Here is a 22550-nt window from a genome sequence, read left to right on the forward strand (position 1 = left end):
AAGCGATACGCCATTCGAACACTGAGACGCGAGGGCTTAGATCGTTGGGCGTGATACCGTTCCACTGCTGGAACTCATAACCCACCCCGAACCCGCCAGCCTACATCGTTCAAGCAAAGTTCGCGGCGGACTATTCTCAAGATGGCGAGGAATGAGAAGAAAGTTGAAGTTCATCCGGAAGGAAGAAAATCTTGAATTTGATTGCGATTATGTCAAGGGTAACCCTCTATAAGGACGTTCATTCATAAAGAGGAGATTCTCCGCCACATCTACCCTACTGAGAACATTTTTCTTACCAATTCCCGACAGTTGGTCACAATATTGATTTCGTTGATTGAGCTTCATTCCGGAGTAGCGGCTCGGAGAACCCCTGCCCATGCGGTCATGTTGCAAAGGCAAGGTTTGCGTTCAGGTACAAAGTAGCGCAGACAATTGCGTCTGCGCCAATTCCGCGCGGCGGAGTCGCATGGGTGCCGGGGGAAGCCTATTGAGGAGCTATTCGCGTTCCGCAAACCGGCACCTCCGGCCTCCGAGACAATGGACCCAGGCAGACGCCCCGCTTGAGGTGCTAATGCCGAGTTTGTTCATCTAGAAGAGAATTTTGACAGAAATTTGAACTGAACGAGGACCGCCTTGCTGGTAAAGAGAGCCGTCCGAGCCGAAGCTCTGGTTTAGCATTTCGGTCGTCTGCCCGAAAAGTGCATGGCTGAGCGATGGATCGATGTATCCGAAGTTGGGGTGATTCAGGACGTTGAACGCATCGACCTGGAACTGAAACGCGACGCGTTCGTAGATCGGCATCTCTCGTCGTAAAGCGAGGTTTGCCTGCACAGCGTTGAAACCGCGCACAAAGTTTCGGGGGGCGTTACCTGGATCAGTACCATCGGGAAGGATGAAGGCCGGATTTGTTGAGGTTGGCCCTCCGTTGAGGATTCGTCCGCCGGGAAATTGTGAGTTGTAGGAGTAAAGCGGACGATTGGGTACCAGGTCTACTCCGTTGTAGTATCTGTCTCCCGTGGCAGGGTCGGAGAATAGGTTTCCGAGAAGTGTCACTGGAAAGGCGGTTCGTGCGATGAGTCTTCCGTCGACAACCCAGCTTCCAAGGACATATTTCATCAAGCGGCTCTTCATGGGCCTGGGGAGTTCCCAGGAGAGCGCCGCCTCGACATTGTGGCGGACATCGAGGTCGGAGTTTCCATAGGTCAATGGATAGAGGGGATCGGTCGATCCGTAGTCCAGGGTGTGCGCCCAGGTGTAGGAAGCCAGCGCTTGAATGCCCGGGGAGATGGATCGCTGGAACTTCATTTGCAGTGCCTGATAGTTGGAGGTTAAGCCGCTCGGAAAGAAAGAGACATCTCCGAAGCTGGGGTTGAGCTGGCTGATATCTTTGCGTTGCTCCTGCAGGAGCCGTTCGCCGTGCGCTCCAACGTAGGAGATGGTGAGTGCCTGGCTTTTGCCGAGAGCTTTCTCCAGGCCGACGTTCCATTGCGTGCTGTAAGGAAGCTGGAGGTGGGAGGGGAATGCAAAGACAAGTGAATGAGCGGAGGCAGGCCCCGGTAAGTTAGAGAGATCGAGCTGCGCAGAGGTGACGGGAACGGGAGCATTTTCGTAGTACGAAGTGGTGGTGAAGCCGACGCCGCTGAAGGCGCCCAGTGCGGGGTGATTGGCGGTGTCGAAGAAGACTCCCGCGCCAGCACGGAGGATCAACTCTCCGCCGGGCTCACTCTTGATCATCCAGGCTGCGCCGAAGCGGGGCGCGAGATTGAACCAGTTGGCGTGCCAAAGTGGAGTCCCTCTGGGTGCGAGGCTGAGCGTGGTGGGAGAATCGATGCTGCCGCGAGTGGTGTATGCGTTTGTTCCGTGGCTTCCATGTGGAGGCGGATCAACCTCCCAACGCAGGCCCATGGATAGAGTGAGCGCACTGGATACGTGCCACTCGTCCTGAGCAAAGGCGGAGAACTCGTTGAGGACTGGGCTTCCCGGGGCGCTTTTGCTGATCACGATGTCGGAGGCGAGGGTAGCAACCACCGACTGTGGGGTGAAAAAATCAGCTTGAACGGACACAGCCGCTGGTGTCAGGGTGGAGGCTATGTGCCGGTTGTCGATGCCGAATTTAAATAGATGGTTCGACTTCTGCAGATTGAAGGTATCTCGAAAGTTCCATTGACGGAGAAGGCTGCTGGTGCTGTTGCTATTCTCTTCGCTGTCGCCAATGCCGGGAATATGAATGAAGACGTCCGCACGGCTCGGGCCAGCTGTCTCGGGGATGCCGAGAGCGTTGTTGAGGCTGTACATATAAGGAAAAGGCGTCGAACTTAGGTCGGTGTACACGCTCGAGCTGTTTTCTGCCACCCCGAATCTAAAATCGTTGCTTTTGGTTGTGGATAGCTGCGAGGTTGCTCCGAGTGTGAAGGTCTGGGTATGAACACGGCTTGTCGTATAGGAGGAGAGCTGCTGCAGTGTCTGGCTAGAGCTCGGGGTATCTCCATATCGAAAAAATAAAGAGAGCCAAGGTGAAACGGTGTGGTCGATTCGAAGGCTTGTGGAATCGACACGTGCGGGGAGTGAACAACAGTAGATTACTAACGGGCTTAGCACGCTGGATCCATTATTAAAGCTAGCGCCAGCGCCGAGGAAATTGAACACCCCATTGTAGAGAGGTGCCGAAGCGTCGCGAATAGCTCTGGATGGCACATAAATAAGATTGGCCGGCGTCGGTTGAGATAGAAGAAGACCTTCGTACGAAGCAAAGATGAACGTCTTGTCGTGCCCATAGAAGCTTCCTGGAAGAACGATAGGAGCTCCGATAGTTCCTCCAAAGTCGTTTTGGCTAAACCTCGGCGGAGGGGGAATGTATGGAGTGAACCCTAAAAAGGAATTGTATTTGGGGAAGAGATAGGCAGCGAACCAATCGGGAGCATCTACCGCATTGTCTCGCCAATAGGTGTAGAGACTTCCATGAACGGCGCTCGTTCCGGAGCGAGTTAGAAACGTGAACTGTCCGCCGGGTGTGCGGCCATACTCTGCGGAGTACGAGGAGCTGAGGACACGAAACTCCTGGAGAGCGTCGATCGATACCAGACTCTGACTTGTCCCGAGGGCCGTCGCCCCTGCGCTCGATCCGGAGGTAGTGATTCTTGAAGAGCCGTTGGTTAAACCTAAGTTGATGTTGGCTGAGACTCCGTCGACAAAGAAGGAATTTGATGATGGACGTTGCCCGTTTACGCTGAAGTCTCCTGGTGTTGCGGTACCTTGAGCGGCCGCCTGCGGGCTTTGCGTCACTACGCCCGGAGTCATGGAGATCAGGTCCTGAAAGCTTCTGCCGTTCAGGGGAATGTTGTTGACGAACTTTCGATCGACGAGGGTGCTGACGGCTGCATCCGTGGTGTTGAGGGTAAGGCCACTGGCATCGACGGTGACAGACTCTGAGACAGAGCCAACCTTCAGGCGGATGAGCAGATTTTTGGTGTCGCCGACGTTCAGAACGATTCCATTGAGCTGCGTTGTGGCGAATCCCTCGCGCTCAATCTGGAGTGTATACGATCCCGGGATGACCCCGGCCAAGATGAATCTGCCATCGCCGCTAGTCTTCGAATCATTCTCCGTTCCAGTCTGTCTGTTGACAAGCTTCACCGCTGATTCTGGAATAGCCGCACCGGACGAGTCCTGCACGGTACCCATGACGTTGGCGGTGCCAACTTGGGCCAAGGCGCGTAGACCAATCAATAAAAATACGAAGCGAAGCCACTTCGTACCGAGTAGGACTCTGTCAATTACTCTAGGCGTATTCTTCACTGCGGCTGCTTAAGTGTCCCTTCTCCATCGTCGCGCTTAGCCGGATCAGCCAGTGCCGACCTTTCCGAATTCTTCAACTTGCTCGCGAAGCGAGTGACTTGCTCCGCCTGCCACAAAGGTATGGCCTTCATGATTGTAGACAGCAGCGAATCCGGATCAGATTGTCCCGCCGCTGTCGGGTTGGCGGTAAATAGCTGACCGATGTCGGAGTTAAGGTCCTGCGTCTGATGCAGAAGCTCCATGGCAGCATTGTTGAATTGCGACGAACTCTCTATCTCAACCAGATGTTCCGTGGGATTCGATGACCTTTCACTGAAGGGAACAATCTCGACTAACTGTCCGTGAAGCGCTCGGAGCTGTCCTTCCAAGTCTGCCGCATGTTTATGAACCATCTCCGTCCATTGCTCCTGGGAAGTTAGGCCGATCGAACTGAATTCGGTTGCGGAAAGGGCGCTACCTAGCCGGTGCAAGGCATACGCATTTTGAAGAGCGCGCTGGGCGTGTTGAAGCGCGTCGCGGGAATACTGTCCAACGGAAGCGTTCAGAGCATTCCCAGAGATACCCTTTGTCTCGAAGTGTTTGCGGAGGGTGGCTTCGATGATCGGCTTTGACAAACCGATATCGTAAACACTCGTATCCTCAGGTGTTCCCGGGCGGCCGAGAGAAGAAGCCTGCTCTCGAAGATCGCGCCCTGAGGTGAGTCGAAGGTCAAGCAGTTGATGGTCCTCCAGCGCTTCCAGGTGCGAGACAATCTCCCGTTTGAGCACGTCTTCTGCAATAGCGCCAGAGACACGAAGTCGCCCTTCCGGTGTCCTCGTCACCTCGATCGGTTCACCGATGTCGGCCTGGAGGCTATTGAGCTGATAGAGAACAGAGATCTGTAACTGCGCCAGCTTCACATCGGATACAGTCCCGGCCGACAGGTCGTCGGGGCCGGAGTGGGGATGGAGGTCTTGAGCGGAATGAGGGTCGATATATCCAGGATCAAAGATCGTATCCGGAACAGCGGAGGACGGCTTCCGTTCAAAGCCGGTCTGTACAAACCGAATCTCGTGTATCTCGGATCCCGCACGAACCCGCAGGATCTGCCGAGTAGGCAAGAGATGGTCATCGAGAACAAGAGTCGCTGATATCACTTGCGGATGGTCCTTTACCGGACCGATGGTCGTTAACTCATAGCCACCGTCGACAGCGGCGAGATGTGGATTTAGACCACCGAACTCCGTGAAGGCAGAGGCAGAGAGATCCTGGTCCCAGAGTCCACTCATCGAAAGGGCACGATGCACATGAGACCTCCCCCTATCTTGCTCTTTGAGACGAGAACGGTGCTCACCGCTCTTGTTTCGCCATTCTGCGGCAAGCAATCGGTGCTGCGAGTCGTAGAAGCGGCGCATATATCTACTGCCATTGCCATCCTTCCACAGATCGATGGCGCCTTTCTGGAGAATCCGCCCGTCCTCCGAGACCTCCTCCACGCTCATAACTTGGTGCTCGGTCTGCCCCTGCAGGCTCGCAGTCTCCATCTTGACTGAACGCTTCAGGATCTCTTCCGCGTCCATCGGCAGTCTTGCATGGCGATATGCCAGGTAACCTATGGAACTGACGAGGATGGTGAGTGCGAGCGCCCAGGTCAGCGCGGAAGATGGAATCAGTGGACGCAGAAGACGATTGAAGGCCAATGATATCCAGGACGTCGTCGGACGTAGTGGCGAATAAGAGAAATCGGTCGAATCGCGGGATATCGGGGTCAACTCCGGAGCGAAGTCTTCGGCCTCTACTTCCACCGCATCGGTCGCCAAAGCTGGATCGAAATAGATGACCTCGCTGTTCAACCCCAAACCGTCGAAGGTAAGACTCAATTCAAGCCAGCGAGAATCGCTGAGGCTTACGTACTGCTTTAACTCACGAGGTCCATCTGGTGGTGGCTCACCCACTGACAGCAGGGCCAAGCGGACGTCCTGTTCGCTAAATACCTCAACGAACCGTTCTCTCTCCGCGGTGTCTACCCGCGCGGAAAGACTGCTGCGTTGCGATTGCACGTCATGAAACGCAATGATCTTTCCGTTGACAGCGATCGATAAGGTGCTGGGACGATGCTCATGGACCCGTTCCCAACGTTTCCTAACCGATTGCAACATGGCCCTCTGACTTTTCACTCCGGGTTCGTGGTTGTTGATGCTTCCCTCCGAAGACGAGCCGACACTGTCCAGGGCTTCGCGTTCCCTCAGTGTTGGCCTGCGGAAATGATCATCGATAATACGGAGGCAACGCTCACAGCTGACGATATGCGAAAGAAGCGAGCAGCCAAGCGGAGTCGGTCTGGAAGAACGGTAGTGTGCGAGTAACGTGTCTTCAGGAAGGCATTCGCTGGTCCGCGCATGCAGAATGGTCTTGCGCAGTTCTTTGAAGAGCTCCTCTGCAGACAGCAGGCTCCATGAGAAGTGGGGAGTGGGCGTGGGATCGACAGCAATTATGCGAAGCTTGCCGGTCTCATCGAGGTGAGATTTGACCTCGGACCGAGCGCTCTTAAGTTTGTTGTAGATTGCGGAGATTGGCAGGCATGCCAGGTCTGCGATCTCTCGACGGGAGTAGCCGTGGAAGAAATGGAGAATGAAATAGCTGGCGCTCTTCGACTGCTCCTTTCGCCATACTGCATAGTTGCAGATGCGCCTTAGGTCATTTTGCGTCTGCAGCGGATCGCCGGATTGATGCGCAGCGATCGCGAAATCAAACGAGTCGAAGTCAGCGATGCTGACGAAACGCAGCGCTTCTCGAGACGAACGAGACAGACTGGAGAGATAGATGTGCCGGAGGCAGGTGTAGAGGTACCCGTCGAGGTTGGAGACTTCTCGGAGGTCCGGCTTCGTGAGGGTGAAATACAGGCAGAGCTCCTGGACGATGTCCTCGGCTTTACCTGCGTCCCCCCGCGTCAATATAGCGCCCCAATGTAGGAGCTGATTATAGCGTGTAACCAGCAGCTGCTCGGTCTGAATCGCCTGTGCGGGTTCGCTTCCCCTGAGTTTGCGTTGCTCCATTTACTCCTAAAGAGGAAAGATCCCTGCCGAATCTACCCTGAGGCTCGAAATTTATTTTAGAACCTCATCCGTTGCCAACCGCTTTGCCTATTTCTGAGAATCACATATTTTTTAATCTCAGCGAAATGGCGGTTTCCACATCTTGATCTCCAGAACCGTTGGCAACCAAAGTGTCACATCGGATTTCAGGGTCGGGTAGGCCACTGAAAAAAAAATGTTGCGGATGTTCAGGGTAGATTCGGCCGAAGACCAGCTCTTTATGGGTGAAGGTCATAAGGAGAAAGTAAACCTTGGCACTGTTGCAGTTGAAACCTCGCCACTCACTATCGGTTCTGATTGCCGCATTCGGCATTGGCATGTTCGGAGTTCCGGAGGGACCGGCGCAAACCGCTAACCCGAATTCCACTGAAAAGAACTTCACGCCAGGTATGGACATTTCGCTTGGCGCCTTCGGCCAGATAACGGGCACGCGCATACCAACAACCACCACCGTAGAAGACTTTGGAGTCAGCGTTATTCAGAAGACGCAAGGGACCTCGCCTTCGGCCGGTGTACTTGGGACCTTCCATCAATCGTTCAAGCCCTGGCTCGGATACAACGTAAACGTCGGATACACTCGCTTCGCCGAAAGCTACTCTTACGGTGCAGCCTTCATCCCCTCGCAAAGTTCAACATTCAAGCCCTTTGCTTCGTTTTCTCAAGGCTCGATCGAAACCAATATGTACGAGCTCACGATTGCTTCTGTGGTCGCAGGGCCTCGGAATAGGCGATTCACCACCTTCGGACAATTCGGCGGGGGCGGCCTCTTCTTTATTCCGACGCAAAGCCACTCGCCAGCGAGCCAGCAGACACGCCCCGCGATGGTCTTCGGCGCTGGAATGAACTACAAGCTCACGAGTCACATCGACGTTCGTGCGGAGTATCGCGGGCTCTTCTATAAGAGCCCTGATTTTGCTTATTATTCTCGTAATTTTCCAATCACGAAGCTATTTACAGTGACCAATATGCCGACGGTAAGTCTCGTGTATCGGTTCGGAGGAGCAAAGAAACCCCGCTATCCGACGAAATCACATTGAGGTCGGACTCTTTTGCCGAACCCTATCACTTCAGTCCTTGAAATGCGCATGGTCACAGTTGTTTCTTTCAACTTCGCGGGACGAGCCCATCGTCCTCGCGACGAGAGGATTTATCCTATGAGAATTGCCCCAAGCATCTATCACCTTTTTCGAAAGCCGATTGCTTTCTTTGCACCGTCCTCACCTTCGATTTCTGAGCAGCAATCGCCGCGCCCGATCTTAATCGGAAGAAAGGAGCTTCAGTCCAACTGGCCGCGATTGCGAATGCGCGTCTTGCATCGCGATCGCTCGAGATGCCGCGGCTGCGACAAGAAAGGAGACGAAGTGACTCTTTGCATTCACCTGATTAGGCCCGATGCCTCCGGGATGGATGCGATTGTGACATTGTGCATAAAATGCAGCGATCTGGCCATCGAGAACGGGCTGGAAAGCGACGTAATTCCACATTTTCTGCGTCACCTCTGGCGCCATCTACATCACCCTGAAAAGACGTTGGGTTTTCCGTCCACCGTATCTGGGCCTATGAAAAGAACGGTCGAGAAGAACGTCGACCCTTCCATTTCTCGGCCGGCATGGAAGGGCGAAACGTGCTCGACTGTACACATAAGTTCAACTTAGACAAAGATCTTCACCCGCGAAATCGGACTGAATAACCCGTCTGTACCGTTCACTCGCTCGTGGGCTCATGGCAAAGCCCGCGCCGATCTGACCTCAGCTTCGCAACGTCGAGTTCGCTCATATCCCGGCTGCAGCTTGGTGTTGTTCGTAACGCCACATTATTAAATACTTGGCGATTGCACAGCACAGAAATCTACATTCAGTTGCTGGCTGGGGTATGCCGAAAGCTCCCCGCATTCTTAGGATATTTACATCATTCCCTGTTAGGACGTCGCAGACAATTTGCCGGGCTAACAAGATCTTAAGAATGGGTGGATGCCGCGAAACAAAAAGGCTAACACCTGAGAACATTCGGTTCTCCGAAGTATGGCCGATGCCGCCCGGCGTACTCCCCCCAGAGCTGCGCGTTTCCTTCGGGTCTTCGTTCACGACCGCGTCAATGGTGCCCGAGCGTAGTAGGAAAGCAACCCGCTGACCCACTTATTTTCTAACCCCTCAGAGATCCCAAGAGCGATAATGGAGGCGGCGGAGATGACATCATGATAGAAGGCGAAAACCCCAAAGTTGCGCCAAGGGAAACCAGATCGGGATCACGCCGCGAGGCGTTGACGGAGATCTTCGCTGCTTTCGATAAAGCTGGTGTTCCGGAGGGCTTCCTCAGCCCCTCTGAAAGAGCGCAGGATCTACGTCAGGAAACGCCAGACCTTTTTCCCGACGATACAACCCACGCCTAATGACAAGTTGGCTATGAAAAGTCTAGGATTTGTTTCGGTTACCTTGCTAACGTCCAGATCAGCTGACGAGAACTAGTACAGAGAATTCGGTCTCATCGAACAAATTCGAATCAATCGCTTTCGAGCCTTTCGCAGCAGAATCGGTATTTTCAGGTCTCAGATGCCAGCTTCCCTTCCAGCACTACCGACTCGGGTTCATTTTTTTGACCTTGGCCTTCCACTCCAGCTCTAAAGAAGCGATCGTTCAGCCTGAGTGACCAAAACCCAAGCCGACCGTTTCGGTCAAAGGTGCCCACCGAGTAGGGTTGGGTGTGGCGTGCCGCTTGGGAAAGATTCTCCAAAAAGTATTTCCCGGAACGAACCATCGCACCGGCTCGGAAGAAGCCTTCAGCAAATACTCCCCGGATTGCTTCAATAAAAAAATGATCCATCAGCCAACGGACTTCGACCGGTGAGCACAAACGCCCGACCCGATACAGACGTACGCCCACGGCTTCCATAGGGATGGCGAAAGTATGGTGTGGAGTGCTCCAATGAGAGCTTCTCGGATGGGAGAAGGAACGCAGATCATTCCACTGTTCCATCGTATAGCGGAAAAGAAGGAGCGCAAATGCTCCAGTTTTAGCCTCCAGCAAAGACTGAGAAACTGGGATGTCCAGTGAGCTGTCCAAACGGCGCACGTAAGCCAGCATGTGCACTCGTATCCCTCGCATCCTCTTTTGGAGATGACGCCGATAGGCTTTGTAAAAGAGAGCCATTCTCTGATCCCTATCAAGATCGGATCCGTCGTCGCTCGGGCGCCCTCCGAAACGTGCAACCAGCAAGGCTTCGTCAACGAGAGTTACCCGGTTCAATTGGATTGCCTTCGGCGCTCGCTTCCCTCCCACCATCTCCAGAAGGGACAAAACCGACGCATCAATGCATGACAACTCCGTTTGCCCGTTGGGCGAGGGACGGGATTCCATTCTCGGCAGATCTGCAACCCATCGATACCAATCGGCAATCTCCCCAATTGCACGGAGGGAACCAAGGGATGGCGGTTCCAGGACCACGGAAGCCTCTACGAACATCCGTTGACAGTGACGGCACCCAAAAGGAATTCGAATGAAACACCTTTCCAAAGTCGTAGGAACTTCTTGCCCGCAGTGCGGACAACCGCGGATAAGCTCCGAGCCATGAACTGGACAATGTGTGATCGTCAGCAACTGAAAAAGTGCAGTGTGATACGCACTTCCTAAACACTCGCTGCAGAACCGCATGCCAAGACAGATTTGACTCGCAAACTCCGTTGTATCCATGACCGCACGGCGCCATTGGATTGAGGACAGTCGCAGAAGTTTCCGTAGCGCTTCTTGCTTCGCGCATCCTTCCGGCATTGGGTTGCCAATTAGCGACAGGGTGGAAACGCCGTTGCTCGATATCTGCAGTGTTTTAATCAAATCAGCACAGCTCGGTCGATTGAGCCACAGGAAGCGCTGCGTGAGACACCACAAAGACTCATAAGGGCGCACGGCTTTGTCAGGCCACGCGAGAACGGGCATCTATTATTTGCCTCTGGCACTGCTTGGTATATAGGAAACGGCCCTCATATGCCTTCTATATGCGGTCTTTTCGACTTCCATGATCAGGTCTCCGTGTGAGAGATCGTTGTCGATCATGTGGGCATCACTGAAATCGCGAAAGATCCCTTCGACAGTTTTGGCAATGTGTTCCATAGGGACCTCAAGCCTAAATCCTGGACGATGTGGGCCCATCTCCAGAAAAATGTTCCAAAGCTCTGTGCTGTAACCCGCTATTCGAAAGCCTCCGTCGAATGCGCGCGGGAAAAAGTGCTTCGTGAAGCTGATATCACTCTTCTCTGGCCATTCCGAATCCGAGTCGTAACCTTCCAAGACAGATCGTAGCTCGGTAGCGTCGCGAATTCCTCGAAAGGGAGCATCACGAACCATAAATCTAGCAATCAAATGGATGTCACCAGCCTGCACAAAGATCTCATGCTGATACGTGAGTTCGTGCGATCCGACCGAGATCACTGTGAGCTGAAACCCGCAATCTTCTAATTCGTTTTGCAGGTTGCAGATTGTCCGGTACTCCGGATCGCGCATATCCTGCGCTTCATCGATCATCAACACGATATGGTTGCTTCCCGCGTTCCTCGCGCGAGTGGCATAAAGTCGTACCAGACGATCCAACAAGATTTTGCGGCTATTACTCTTCGCGTATTTGTGACGACTTGCTTCCAGCAACTCCATGAGAAGCTCGATCTCGGAGTGGCGCTCGTGGCGTTTATGAATTAATCGGAAGAATGGCAATAATCCATGGTACTTTTCAGCCAATCTTGCCTCGACCCAAAACTTTACCGCCCGGCTTTTTCCTAGCCTGGAGACACCGTAAATGTAACCGCCGGTTACGCGACTATCAATCCACTCGCAAATAGTGGCGATAAACTCATCGATCGGGGGTGTATTGAGCGCATATTGGCCGCGCACAATTGGGTGCTGCTGACTTTCCGGCAGATGATAGATGTCATTCATGGTTTATCCATTCACCGTTTTACGTCGGTGAGGTGGTTCAGGCGATCTCTGAAACATTGGGCTGGATAAGATAGACCCGCTATCCTCATTCTTCCCTTTATCCAACCTCGTCGCCGGCATCGTCTCAGTCTGTTCTTGCGTCGGTTCCGTGTGAAATTCCGACAGATGTTGGGTAAACAGCTTCCGAACTTCGAGGTACAAGGGAGGCACGGTCTTGCCTTGGAGAGCCATTTTCTCCAGATGCTCAAGCAGCGCCATGACCGGGTCGCTCTGCTCAACGTAGTTAAGCATCTTTCTGCCTGCCAAGGAGTTGATGGTTTGCCTCATCTCCAACGTGTGCGGCGTTAAGTGCCATGGGGGCGCAGCACGCAAAATCCCCAATTCTGCTCCTCCTGGCGCATAGGCCCGGACTGTGCGCAAATCTCGGCGATTTATCTCAACTGAGAGTTTCTTGCCCAACAAGTTATACGCTTGCCTTAGCACATCGCTTGAGTACTTAACGCCAAAGAGCGTGACAAAAGGCCGGCGCCCAGTATCTGCTCCTCCCCGAACACTCACCGTTCTGTAAAAGCTCAGAATCCGCTCAACTTTGGAGGGATCCGCCTGCCGAGGCCACCTTCCCTCCCTCGCACATAAAGATTCGAGGTACTCGAGTGGTGTACGGTAACCTATTCCCCCGTGTGGGGTGCTGTTGGAATTGGCGATCAGCACATCAACTAAGTCTTCCAGATGTTCAAGTTGGATCGAGTACTTCACCGCCGCCAGCTCTGGATTCTTTCTCCGGGAATCCTTGGGACTACTTCCAGTGGTGTTCGGAAGCCGATGAAATCCAGCTTCTTCAAGAACACCGAAAAATCGCTCTACAAAGGGGCGATCGTTGGGATTGTGGCGCGCCAAGACAATGCTGTTTGCGTCTACAACATCTTTCAGCTTCTCAGCCACTGGACCCGAGAGGTTGGCCATGGCGTTGTCCACGCTAAATTCATCCCAACAAGCGCGAAGGAACCTGGCATTGTGGCTAGACGGGAAGCCTGCCTTCCTCGCGTACTCCATCCCTGGAATTCTCAGTTCACGAGGCTCCCATTTGCTCAGAGAATTTCGGACGGCCTCTAAAATATCTTCTTTGTTGCACTCCTCACGAAGGCTTAAGTGGTAGCCGAGAGTTGCTCGTGAGACAACATCCTTCACGACGACGAGCCACAAGCGATGGATGATTTTTGGTATAAGTTCGCCGAAGATCGAGGGAATCAAGATACAGAAAATCGCGTCGATATGGTGCGCATCGCATTCGACGCGCTCAAACGGCTTTGAAACTGGCCTGGCAGAGCCATCACCTGTCTGCAGCTTCTTCGCAGCATTGGAACCGAACCTTGCGGAGGTGGTCGTCGCGACATTTGCGTGAATAAATTCGCGGACATACTCGGATAGCGCCACATAGGCTAGCCGAGTTGTGTTGAAGGGATATTTCATCCCAGCGTCGAGGTCAAGCTTTCGGCAACGGTCCAAGAAGAGTTTGTGAAGGCTCTTTATGGGAATTCGGCTCTCGTATATTTGCTTTCGCTTGTAACGCTTTAGAAGATGGCCATCAATTAAGTCTTTCAACTCCGGATATGTTCGGAGAAGTTGTGAGAATGCACCCGATCCGCCCGACTTGGTGGTGCAAGGATCCCATTCCGCTACCGCATGCCGTCGATAAGGCATGAGGTGGGTCCAAGGAATAAGTGCGCGAAAACCGAAGATTCGTCCGTCGGGATGAATCTTCATGGCACGCTTGAGCCAGCGGACGGCGCTCTGTCCGGAGACTCCGGCCTTAGATAGAATTTGAGCTTTCGGCGCTTCATTTATAAGAAGCTCTACGGCGAGGCGGCGTGCCTTGTACTGTTTAAGCTTGGCCGGATTCTCGATGGCCCCTTCGTCGACCCCTGGCCACTGCTGAATATCGAGTAGCGCGACATTTATTGTGTCCAAAAGACGCACTATGTTTCCTCCATCGACACAGAGGCAGAATCTGGCATCTAAGGTCGTTTGACAATGTCGTCGGGTTTGATTTCGACGACATTGCACTCTCCGACTTTGTCAAAAGGATCCGAAGGTTGAAGGGCGACCAACCAAACCAAACTTTATCGGCTTCACGGGTTCGGAAATTGACATCTTGTCCTTATAGCGATTAGCAAATGATGCTGGCCGATATCTCAAACCTGACAATATATGTGAAAACGAGAATTCAATCGGACCTAAATTCATTAATGACAAACGGTCGAATAGACGTAAAATACCTAATAGACGTAATATCTGTAACAATCGAATAGTTTGTTTTGGGGGTCGCTGAATCTGAAGTAGCCCTCATTACTCATCAACGTTTTGATTCCTACCAGAGGAATAAAATGTACTATAAACGTTATGCTCCAATTTTGGGAGAATCTTAGCATGAGGACCCCAAAGAGTAAACAAATTCCCGATATCTATGCCGCGGTCGGCTTGAAAATCCGTGAACTCAGAGCGTCGTTTGCAGGTAAAGGCTTAAGTCAAGCAGAGCTTGCTCAGGCCATGGACACCACACCGAACACCATTTCTCGTTGGGAAACAGGGGTTTACAGACCTTCATTATTAGATATCGAATCTATAGCGCGCTTTTTCGGCGTTCCGGTCGAGCGAATGCTGCCTCAGTCAGAGATGCCATCCCAAATCAACCTACTTCTGAGTGCGGCTTCAAATATGGACGATGCGGCGCTCCAAGAGTTAGTCCGGTTTGCTCACTTTCAACTTGCAACGCGGAACATGACGAAATGATCTGAAGGGTCGTCCGGAAGTGTCCGAGTGACGATAACGACACAAAGTTGACTGCAATGTCCTTGTATTCACTTATTCACCTGAAATAATTGCAGGTAAATAAGAGTCAGATATCATTCTGGGCTCCCAAAAAGCTCGGACTTAGCGGAAGCTCAAGCGATGCAGTTTTACCTGAATAGACGGCTCTGCAAAGCCAAAGTGTCGCCGGGTGATCCTTGGAACAAGGATCGTGAGGCGAAGATTGGGCTGGCTACAGATGAGCAAGCAGGAGTTACGACGGGTTGAGGTTTTGACCGAGGTACTTGCTGGCCGGCGGACGACGGAGTCGGCGGCGGGTGTGCTGGGTGTGAGCTTGAGGCAGGCGCAGCGGCTGGCGGCCAGGTATCGAGCTGGTGGTGGTGGAGCGATGATCCATCGGTCTCGGGGTCGGCCCGCGTCCAACCGCTTAGGTCCAGGCGTTCAGGAGTACGTGCTCGGGCTGGTCCGGCAGAACTTCCGCGACTTTGGTCCAACGCTTGCTGCCGAGGCCTTACTCGAGAGGCATGGGGTTACGATCTCGCGTGAGACGCTGCGCAAGTGGATGGTCGCCGAAGGTCTATGGCTGTCGCGCAAGCAGCGCCGAAGCTTTCACCAGCCGCGGCTGAGACGTGAGTCCTATGGCGAGTTGATCCAGATCGACGGCAGCGATCACCGCTGGTTCGAGGACCGCGGCGAGCCCTGCACCCTGCTGGTATTCATCGACGATGCCACGAGCAAGCTGATGCAACTGCGCTTCGTGCCCAGCGAGAGCACGGACTCCTACTTTCAGGCGCTGCAGGGCTACCTCGAAGCCCATGGCTGTCCGGTAGCCTTCTACTCTGACAAACACACCGTCTTCCGCGTCAACAAGCCGGATGCCAGCGGAGGCTCAGGCATGACCCAGTTCGGTCGTGCTTTGGCCGAACTCAACATCGAGATCCTGTGCGCGAACTCCAGTCAGGCCAAGGGACGGGTCGAGCGAGTCAATCGCACTCTCCAGGACCGCCTGGTCAAGGAGCTGCGACTAGCTGGCATCTGCGATATGGCAGCTGGCAACGTCTTCCTGCCGGCGTTCCTGGAGCACTTCAACGAGCGCTTCGCCGTGCCTGCTCAGAAGCCAGAGAACCTGCACCGCTCACTCCATGTCAAGGCAAGTCAACTCACCGATATCCTCTGCCACCGCGAGCAACGTCATGTCGGCCAGCAACTCACTCTTGCCTATGATCGCAAGCAGATCATTCTGGAGCGGAGTGAACTATCGGAGAAGCTGGCCGGTCAGTACGTCGAGATCTTTGACTTCTCCAACAGGCCTTTAGAGGTGCGATGGAAAGGGTACTCGCTTCCCTACCGCGTCTTCAGCAAGGATCAGCGGGTAAGCCATACCGCCGTCGTCGAAAACAAACGCCTTGGCCATGCCCTCGCTGTGGTCAAGGCGCAGCAGGATGTGAAGCATCAACCGAAGATAAAGACCAACAGCGAGAAGCTTGGATATCAGAAGCGAGGCCGACAGCTTTACGGACCCGATTACAAAGCAAAAATCGTGGCGCCCCCCGCGGTGGAAATGACGGTCTGATGGAAAGCATGGAACGATGAAACTGTCCCACGCTTCCCACAGCCCTTGGAAATCGATAGAGTACATCGATTCCCACATTACGCACCGCACGACGACTACGACGCGTTATGATGACAGAACCGCTTTGCAGAAGCAGCGACGTTATCGCTTTGCAGCAACACATGGTTTCGCAAAGTAGAAATGTCCGCTTTCTGCAAAGTTGAACCGTCCATACTTGCCCCTCTGGACAAAGTCCTAGAGGTGCCGATTGGAACAGTTTGTTATGAGCGGAAGCGAATTGCAGCGCATAGAGGTCCTTGCTGAGGTTTTATCTAGGAGGCGCACGGAAGCGTCGGCGGCTACGATCCTGGGTATCGTTGACCAAGCATGACCTGAAGGTTTCGCGAGAGACGCTGCGGAAGTGGATGATGGCCGATGGGCTATGGCTTTCCCGCAGACAGCGCCGACGCTTCCATCAGCCTCGATTGCGTCGCGAGGCATTCGGAGAGCTGATCCAGATCGACGGGAGCGACCATCGCTGGTTTGAGAAGCGAGGTGATGCTTGCACCTTGCTTGTCTTCATCGACGACGCGACCAGTCGGCTGGTGCAGCTTCGATTTGTATTTGAGCGAGAGCACGGACAGCTATCTGACCGCAGTGCACGGCTACGTGCTGGCCTTTGGGTGCCCAGTGGCCTTCTACTCTGACAAGCACGTAGTCTTCCGCGTAAACAAGCCGAACGCCGCCGGCGGTGCGGGCATGACGCAGCTTGGTCGAGCATTGGCGGAGCTAAATATCGAGATTATCTGCGCCAACTCAAGCCAGGCCAAGGGCCGCGTCGAACGCGTGAACCGCACGCTTCAGGATCGCCTCGTCAAAGAACTCAGACTCGCGAACATCTCGGACATGGACGCAGGTAACGCCTTCTTGCCGAGTTTCTTATTGGCCCACAATGAGCGGTTTGCCGTCACCCCTTTCCGCTCCGAAGACATGCACCGGCCCCTCTCCGTCTCAGCGGACAAACTGACCGATATATTGTGCCACCGCGAGCAGCGCTACGTCGGAAGCCAGTTGACCTTGTCTTATGACCGCAAGCGGATCGTCCTGGAGCGAAATTCTGTCACCGAAGGACTGGGGGGAAAGTATGTCGACGTTTACGACTTCCCGGATGGCCGCTTGGAAGTTCGTACCAAGGGTCTCTTGCTTCCCTACCGCGTCTTCAGTAAGGATCAGAGGATCAGTCACACAGCGATCGTCGAGAACAAGCGTCTGGGCCACGCTCTTGCCGTTATCAAGGCAGAGCGAGACTCGTACTTTCCGCCGAAGGTGAAGACCAACAGTCAGAAGGGCGGCTATCAAAAGCGAGTTCGAAAGGTCTATGGGCCGAAACACATCGAAGCAGCCACGCCGATCGCTGACGGTCCCTGCCACAATGAAGTATCCGAAACGGTCGTCGAACAGCACGTCGTACAGCGCGACTATTCGGTACTGCCGGTCGAGGGCGGATGTCAGGTGCCCCCTCATCCTGACCGCGTGTTCGAGAAGCATGAGAGGAAGGTGCCCCTTTCCGAAACGTTCGAAAACAAGCGCCTCGGAAAGGCGCTCGCCGTAGCCAAAGTAATGCAAGATCTCGCACTTCCACCGAAGGTGCACACGAACGGTCGGAAGCTCGGATACCAAAAACGAGGGCGACAGATCTACGGCGCGGACTACATGCCGAAAATCTCTGTGAAATCTGTGAAAGAAGGACCTATACCAAGCCTGGTCGAACAGACCGGCTGAAGACTTGAGCGAGAAATAAGGTGCGGAATACAATGAGTTCCGCCACCCACTACAACGTTATGCCACCACTTGATTGCTTGCCGGGTGGGTGTTCAAACTCTCATCCGCGCCGAAGGCGTGCGCGGGAGATTCGAACTTGGTCAAAACTCCGTTTTAAGGAAACTATGAATTGGCAGAATTGTTGTCGCGGGAGGAGAAGTCTCGCAAGTGCTACGATCCATAGCGAGATGTTAATGCTGAGACTCGCGACACTCCTATTTGTCCTTTCTGTATGTTGTATTGCTTGGGCAGGCGATTGTCCGCCACCTTCACCTGTAAAACTGTACAGCGACGAAGCTTTTGACTTGCAGGTCTTCTTTGATCACACGCTTGCTGTTGCAACCACGTTGCAGCTATATGCCGGAGACAAGCTGGTGCATTCTGCGATTACCGACCAGAATGGTACGGTTTTCTTGGGTCATTTGCCCGATGGCAGGTACCGAGCCGTAATTCCCCGCAAGGGAACGCTCGACGTAGTCGTTCTCCCCCAGAGAAACAACCTTAATGGCCCTTTGATCATGTGGTTCTTGTTCCCAAAATCGAAATACAAATGGGTGGCAGGAAAAAAAGTGGCCGGCAATCCCTGTCCAAACTGGGGCCTGAAAGAAGACTAACGGATGCGACGGAATCGGCCATCCGGGTCGAAATGTCCATATCACTGGCAAACCGAAAATAATCCGTTTGTGCCCGCAAAGTCGGGCGGTCTCAACCGGTCGGTGCAACACTGGCTTGCAGTTTACTCGCCGGCGTTTGAAAGCCCAAGGTCTCTCGCGGGCGTTGGTTGAGACGCAGCGCGATCTTGTTGAGATGGGCTTGAGTGTGGACGGACAAGTCGGTCTTCTTAGGGAAGTACTGTCTTAGCAGGCCGTTTGTATTTTCATTGGTGCCGCGCTGCCACGGACTCTGTGGATCGCAGAAGTAGACTTTCACGTTCGTGTCCACCGTGAAGCTCTTGTGTTGTGCCATCTCCAACCCTCGGTCCCAGGTCAACGAGCGCCGCAGGGTCGCGGGCAGTTTGAGCACGTGCTTGCTCAGCGCGGCGACGACCGTCGTTGTGTCTTTGCTGGGCACCTTGATGAGCATGACAAAACGCGAGTGCCGTTCCACCAGGGTTGCGATATGAGTATTCTTGCTGCCTGCAAGTAGGTCGCCCTCCCAATGACCGGGAACGGCGCGGTCTTCAACCTCCGCTGGTCTCTCGCTGATAGAGATCGCATCAACGATCTGTCCGCGGGACTGTCCCGCTGCCCGCGCGTGCCGTGAACGACGGATCAGCCGCTTGGACCGGAGATGCTGAACCAGCTCTTTTTTCAGCACTCCGCGGGCCTGGAGGAATAAGCTGCGGTAGATGGTTTCGTGGGACACGCGCATGCTCTCGTTGTTGGGATAGCTTACCTTCAACCATTTCGAAATCTGTTCCGGCGACCAGTCCAGGATCAGTTTACTGGCCACGATCGTCCGCAGTTCTTCGTGGTTCGCAAGAAGACACACCTTGGGTCGCAGAGCCGACTCCCAGGCCTGACGATCGGCTTCACTGGCTCGATAGAGTGGACGGCCACCGTGACGCGCGATCTCCCGACCCACGGTCGACACAGGCCGTTGCAATCCGCTGGCTATCCCACGAATCGACAAGCCGGCTGCGATTCCTCGTGAGATGTCTTCCCGCTCGGCCAGCGTCAGAGTCCGCGGTGAGCGCCGACGAGCGGGAGGAACTATCCCGCCGCGCTGCGTCAACAGGAACCGAATGGAACCATGCCCCTTACCAAAGGCTCGACCAATGTCATGCAACGACTCGCCCGCCTTCCAGCGCCGCCACATCTCGATCCTCTGCCCAGTGGAAAGCCTGTTCCGTTTTCCTTGTGCCATAACCACCACCTTTTGAAATTGAATTCATATCAGATGGTGTTGCATCGACCGGTTGAGCTGGCACGGGTTTTGAGCAAGTTCCCAAAAACCAGGTCCGACTTTCGAGGACTCGATCTGGATTGGCAGTCCTGATCACGCCGATTTACGTGGCGAGATGGGAGTGTGTTGGTGGCGGGATAATTGTTCATCGGGTATGCCGCTAGTGGCGGGATAACGTTGGTTCATCCGCGCTTTTGGTGATGGCTGTGTGAGCTTATGTGGGGGGTGAGTTGGTCACGATCGATGAGTTTCGCCCGTTGTCGCCGTAAGAATTGGAGACCATGCACATACTCTAGGAAACAGGTGAATCAACCGCGAACTCGATTCATGTGAAATCGTCGAGTCACTCCCGGCCGCTTGTCAGGCTCCCACTAGTATTCTGGGTTACAAAAGGTTTTTGAGATTGATGTTCAACGATTTTTCCAAAAAAGCAGCGGTGGAAATGACGGTCTGATGGAAAGCGAGGAAAACATAAAGCCGTTTCCCTCTCTTCCCACAGCCCTTGGAAATCGCAAGTGCGGCGATTACCACATTCCCACCGCACTACGACTACTATTGAGTTTGGACATTACTACTTTGTAGCGATGAGGACATTTGAGCTTTGCAGCAACATTACGGTATTAGCGCCGGATAGAAATGTCATGGTTTCGCCCGTTAGAAACGACACTAATGGGATGGGACTGATTTCAATGAGCGAACGGGACGTAAAGAGGCTAAAGGTTCTCGCAGAAGTTCGGGCCGGTAAGCGAACGGTGGTTTTTCGGCGGCAGCGGTGCTGGACCTAGGAGTGCGGCAGACATTCCGCCTCATATCTCGATACGAGGCAGGCGGCGCTGGTGCGCTGATCCACCGGGCTCGTGGCAGAGCTTCAAATCGCCAGTTGAGCGCCGGCATCCGCGAGTACGCGGTCGAGCTCGTGCGAACGAAGTACGCCGACTTCGGCCCTACCCTCGCGACTGAAATTCTTCAGGAGAAGCATTCGATCACCATCGGGCGCGAGACACTCCGGCGATGGTTGATGGCAGACGGCCTCTGGCTTTCGCGCAAACAACGGAAGACTTTTCACCAACCACGATTGAGGCGTGAGCGCTTTCGCGAACTGGTCCAGATTGACGGCAGCGATCACCGATGGTTCGAGGATCGTGGCGAGCCTTGCACCTTGCTCGTGTTCATCGACGACGCGACCAGCCGATTGATGCAGCTTCGGTTCGTGATCAGCGAGAGCACGGACAGCTATCTGACCGCAGTCCACGGCTACGTGCTGGCCTTTGGTTGCACAGTGGCTTTCTACTCTGACAAGCACGTAGTCTTCCGCGTGAACAAGCCGAACGCCGTGGGCGGCTCAGGCATGACCCAGCTTGGTCGAGCATTGGCGGAGCTAAATATCGAGATAATCTGTGCCAACTCAAGTCAGGCGAAGGGTCGTGTGGAGCGAGCGAATCGCACACTACAGGACAGGCTGGTGAAAGAACTGCGACTCGCCAACGTCTGCGACATCAGCGCTGGAAACGCGTTCTTGCCAGCTTTCATGACCCAGTTCAATGAGCGTTTTGCCATCCCTTCTGCCACGTCCTGAAAATCTACACCGCCCTCTATCCTTCTCCGTGGAAAAACTGACCGATATCTTGTGCCACCGCGAGCAGCGCTACGTCGGAAGCCAGTTGACTTTGTCTTATGACCGCAAGCGGATCGTCCTGGAGCGAAATTCTCTTTCCGAAGGTCTTGTGGGCGAGTACGTTGACGTTTACTTTCCAGATGACCGCTTGGAAGTCCGCACGAAGGGCCTCCTGCTTCCCTATTGCGTCTTCAGCAAAGATCAGAGGGTCAGCCACACCGCAATCGTCGAGAACAAGCGCCTCGGCCACGCTCTTGCCGTGATCAAGGCACAGCGAGACGCGTACTTCACGCCGAAGGTGCAGTCAGAAGCTTGGCTATCAAAAACGAGTTCGAAAGGTCTATGGGCCGAACTACATTGAAGCAGCCACGCCGATCGCTGACGGTCCCTGCCGCCGTGAACAGAACACCGTCGGCCCGGAAATAGCCAATGACCGGAACCAGATCGTTCTCGACCGCAATAAAGTATCCGAAACGGTCGTCGAACAGCACTTCACACTGCTCGACTATAAGGTACGGCCGGGTCGAAGGCCGATGTCATGTGCCCCCTCTTCCTGACCGCGTGTTCGAGAAGGATGAGAAGGTCCCCCTTGCCGAAACGTTTGAAAATAGGCGCCTCGGAAAGGCGCTCGCCGTAGCCAAAGTAATGCAAGATCTCGCACTTCCACCGAAGGTGCACACGAACGGTCGGAAGATCGGATACCAAAAACGAGGGCGACAGATCTACGGCCCGGACTACATGCCGAAAATCTCTGTGAAATCTGTGAAAGAAGGACCTCTACCAAGCCTGGTCGGACAGACCGGCTGAAGACTTGAGTGAACAAAGGTCAGCGCATTGGCCTTCCATGAGAAGGCCGGTCGGTGTCAACCCGTTTTTGTGTAGTTGGGGACAAATTCATCTCCTTCCCGGTCTGAACGCGATTCCTTGCACGCCGAGCTGCCGCTTTTGTCGCCACCCTTCCATCCGCACTCTGTTGTGAGCGTTCCATCGCTCGGTGCAAGTTGGGTGTTCTCGATTTAGCCGGTGCTGCCACCTGTTATTGCGACCTTTCACTCGA

General features: G+C 54.1%; 12 protein-coding genes and 2 pseudogenes. 7 read left to right on the forward strand and 7 right to left on the reverse strand.

Annotated elements, in window-relative coordinates; genetic code table 11:
• Positions 1-588: 588 nt before the first annotated feature.
• Together RBB82_RS21755 and RBB82_RS21760 are read right to left on the reverse strand one after the other, a co-directional pair.
• The gene (locus tag RBB82_RS21755; RefSeq protein ID WP_433972825.1) at positions 589-3795 is read right to left on the reverse strand and encodes a carboxypeptidase regulatory-like domain-containing protein; all 3207 of its coding nucleotides are present in this window, start codon (positions 3793-3795) and stop codon (positions 589-591) included.
• Positions 3792-6830, reverse strand: coding sequence for a sigma-70 family RNA polymerase sigma factor (locus RBB82_RS21760; protein WP_433972826.1), 3039 nt, complete (start codon positions 6828-6830; stop codon positions 3792-3794). The genes RBB82_RS21755 and RBB82_RS21760 overlap by 4 nt, the downstream gene beginning before the upstream one ends.
• A 290-nt stretch (positions 6831-7120) precedes the next feature.
• Here RBB82_RS21760 and RBB82_RS21765 point away from each other — a divergent pair, with 290 nt between their 5' ends.
• Both RBB82_RS21765 and RBB82_RS21770 read left to right on the forward strand, forming a co-directional pair.
• Positions 7121-7906: an outer membrane protein gene (locus RBB82_RS21765; RefSeq protein ID WP_433972827.1), complete on the forward strand. Its 786-nt coding sequence runs from the start codon at positions 7121-7123 to the stop codon at positions 7904-7906.
• 1157 nt (positions 7907-9063) lie between these two features.
• On the forward strand, positions 9064-9258 hold the full coding sequence (locus tag RBB82_RS21770; protein ID WP_433972828.1) for a hypothetical protein: 195 nt from the start codon (positions 9064-9066) through the stop codon (positions 9256-9258).
• Positions 9259-9407: 149 nt separating this feature from the next.
• Here the strand turns inward: RBB82_RS21770 and RBB82_RS21775 are convergent, their stop codons facing one another.
• The 3 genes from RBB82_RS21775 to RBB82_RS21785 all read right to left on the reverse strand — a co-directional run bounded on the left by RBB82_RS21775 (position 9408) and on the right by RBB82_RS21785 (position 13769).
• Positions 9408-9950, reverse strand: a complete 543-nt coding sequence (locus tag RBB82_RS21775; protein WP_433972829.1) for a hypothetical protein — start codon at positions 9948-9950, stop codon at positions 9408-9410.
• 852 nt (positions 9951-10802) lie between these two features.
• Positions 10803-11792 (reverse strand): AAA family ATPase, encoded by a 990-nt coding sequence (locus RBB82_RS21780; protein ID WP_433972830.1) that lies wholly within the window; start codon positions 11790-11792, stop codon positions 10803-10805.
• A 3-nt stretch (positions 11793-11795) separates the two neighbouring features.
• Positions 11796-13769, reverse strand: coding sequence for a hypothetical protein (locus tag RBB82_RS21785; RefSeq protein ID WP_433972831.1), 1974 nt, complete (start codon positions 13767-13769; stop codon positions 11796-11798).
• A 450-nt stretch (positions 13770-14219) separates the two neighbouring features.
• On the opposite strand from RBB82_RS21785, the gene RBB82_RS21790 reads away from it, so the two are divergent.
• From RBB82_RS21790 to RBB82_RS21805, 4 genes and pseudogenes are all read left to right on the forward strand, one after another.
• Positions 14220-14582, forward strand: a complete 363-nt coding sequence (locus RBB82_RS21790; protein WP_433972832.1) for a helix-turn-helix transcriptional regulator — start codon at positions 14220-14222, stop codon at positions 14580-14582.
• 241 nt (positions 14583-14823) lie between these two features.
• Positions 14824-16173, forward strand: a complete 1350-nt coding sequence (locus RBB82_RS21795) for an ISNCY family transposase (RefSeq protein WP_433975354.1) — start codon at positions 14824-14826, stop codon at positions 16171-16173.
• A gap of 371 nt (positions 16174-16544) precedes the next feature.
• Positions 16545-17526: pseudogene (locus RBB82_RS21800) on the forward strand (ISNCY family transposase); the annotation flags it as partial.
• A 641-nt stretch (positions 17527-18167) separates the two neighbouring features.
• The gene (locus tag RBB82_RS21805; protein WP_433972833.1) at positions 18168-18587 is read left to right on the forward strand and encodes a hypothetical protein; all 420 of its coding nucleotides are present in this window, start codon (positions 18168-18170) and stop codon (positions 18585-18587) included.
• A gap of 91 nt (positions 18588-18678) precedes the next feature.
• Here RBB82_RS21805 and RBB82_RS21810 read toward each other — a convergent pair whose 3' ends face one another.
• A complete protein-coding gene (locus tag RBB82_RS21810) occupies positions 18679-19839 on the reverse strand; it encodes an IS30 family transposase (RefSeq protein WP_433972834.1) in 1161 nt (386 codons plus the stop codon).
• Positions 19840-20552: 713 nt separating this feature from the next.
• Between RBB82_RS21810 and RBB82_RS21815 the strand changes: the two are divergent.
• Positions 20553-21806: pseudogene (locus tag RBB82_RS21815) on the forward strand (ISNCY family transposase); the annotation flags it as partial.
• On the opposite strand, the gene RBB82_RS21820 reads toward RBB82_RS21815, so the two are convergent.
• On the reverse strand, positions 21781-21984 hold the full coding sequence (locus RBB82_RS21820; protein WP_433975470.1) for a hypothetical protein: 204 nt from the start codon (positions 21982-21984) through the stop codon (positions 21781-21783). The pseudogene RBB82_RS21815 and the gene RBB82_RS21820 overlap by 26 nt on opposite strands.
• Between the last annotated feature and the right edge of the window lie 566 nt (positions 21985-22550).

This window comes from Tunturiibacter lichenicola (assembly GCF_051013355.1).
GTDB lineage: Bacteria > Acidobacteriota > Terriglobia > Terriglobales > Acidobacteriaceae > Edaphobacter > Edaphobacter lichenicola_F.

Bases quoted from the DNA above. Each gene is read 5' to 3' on its own strand.
- RBB82_RS21760 (WP_433972826.1), bottom strand. From the start codon at position 6,830: ATGGAGCAACGCAAACTCAGGGGAAGCGAACCCGCACAGGCGATTCAG.
- RBB82_RS21770 (WP_433972828.1), top strand. From the start codon at position 9,064: ATGATAGAAGGCGAAAACCCCAAAGTTGCGCCAAGGGAAACCAGATCG.
- RBB82_RS21775 (WP_433972829.1), bottom strand. From the start codon at position 9,950: ATGCTGGCTTACGTGCGCCGTTTGGACAGCTCACTGGACATCCCAGTT.
- RBB82_RS21780 (WP_433972830.1), bottom strand. From the start codon at position 11,792: ATGAATGACATCTATCATCTGCCGGAAAGTCAGCAGCACCCAATTGTG.
- RBB82_RS21790 (WP_433972832.1), top strand. From the start codon at position 14,220: ATGAGGACCCCAAAGAGTAAACAAATTCCCGATATCTATGCCGCGGTC.
- RBB82_RS21805 (WP_433972833.1), top strand. From the start codon at position 18,168: ATGCTGAGACTCGCGACACTCCTATTTGTCCTTTCTGTATGTTGTATT.
- RBB82_RS21810 (WP_433972834.1), bottom strand. From the start codon at position 19,839: ATGGCACAAGGAAAACGGAACAGGCTTTCCACTGGGCAGAGGATCGAG.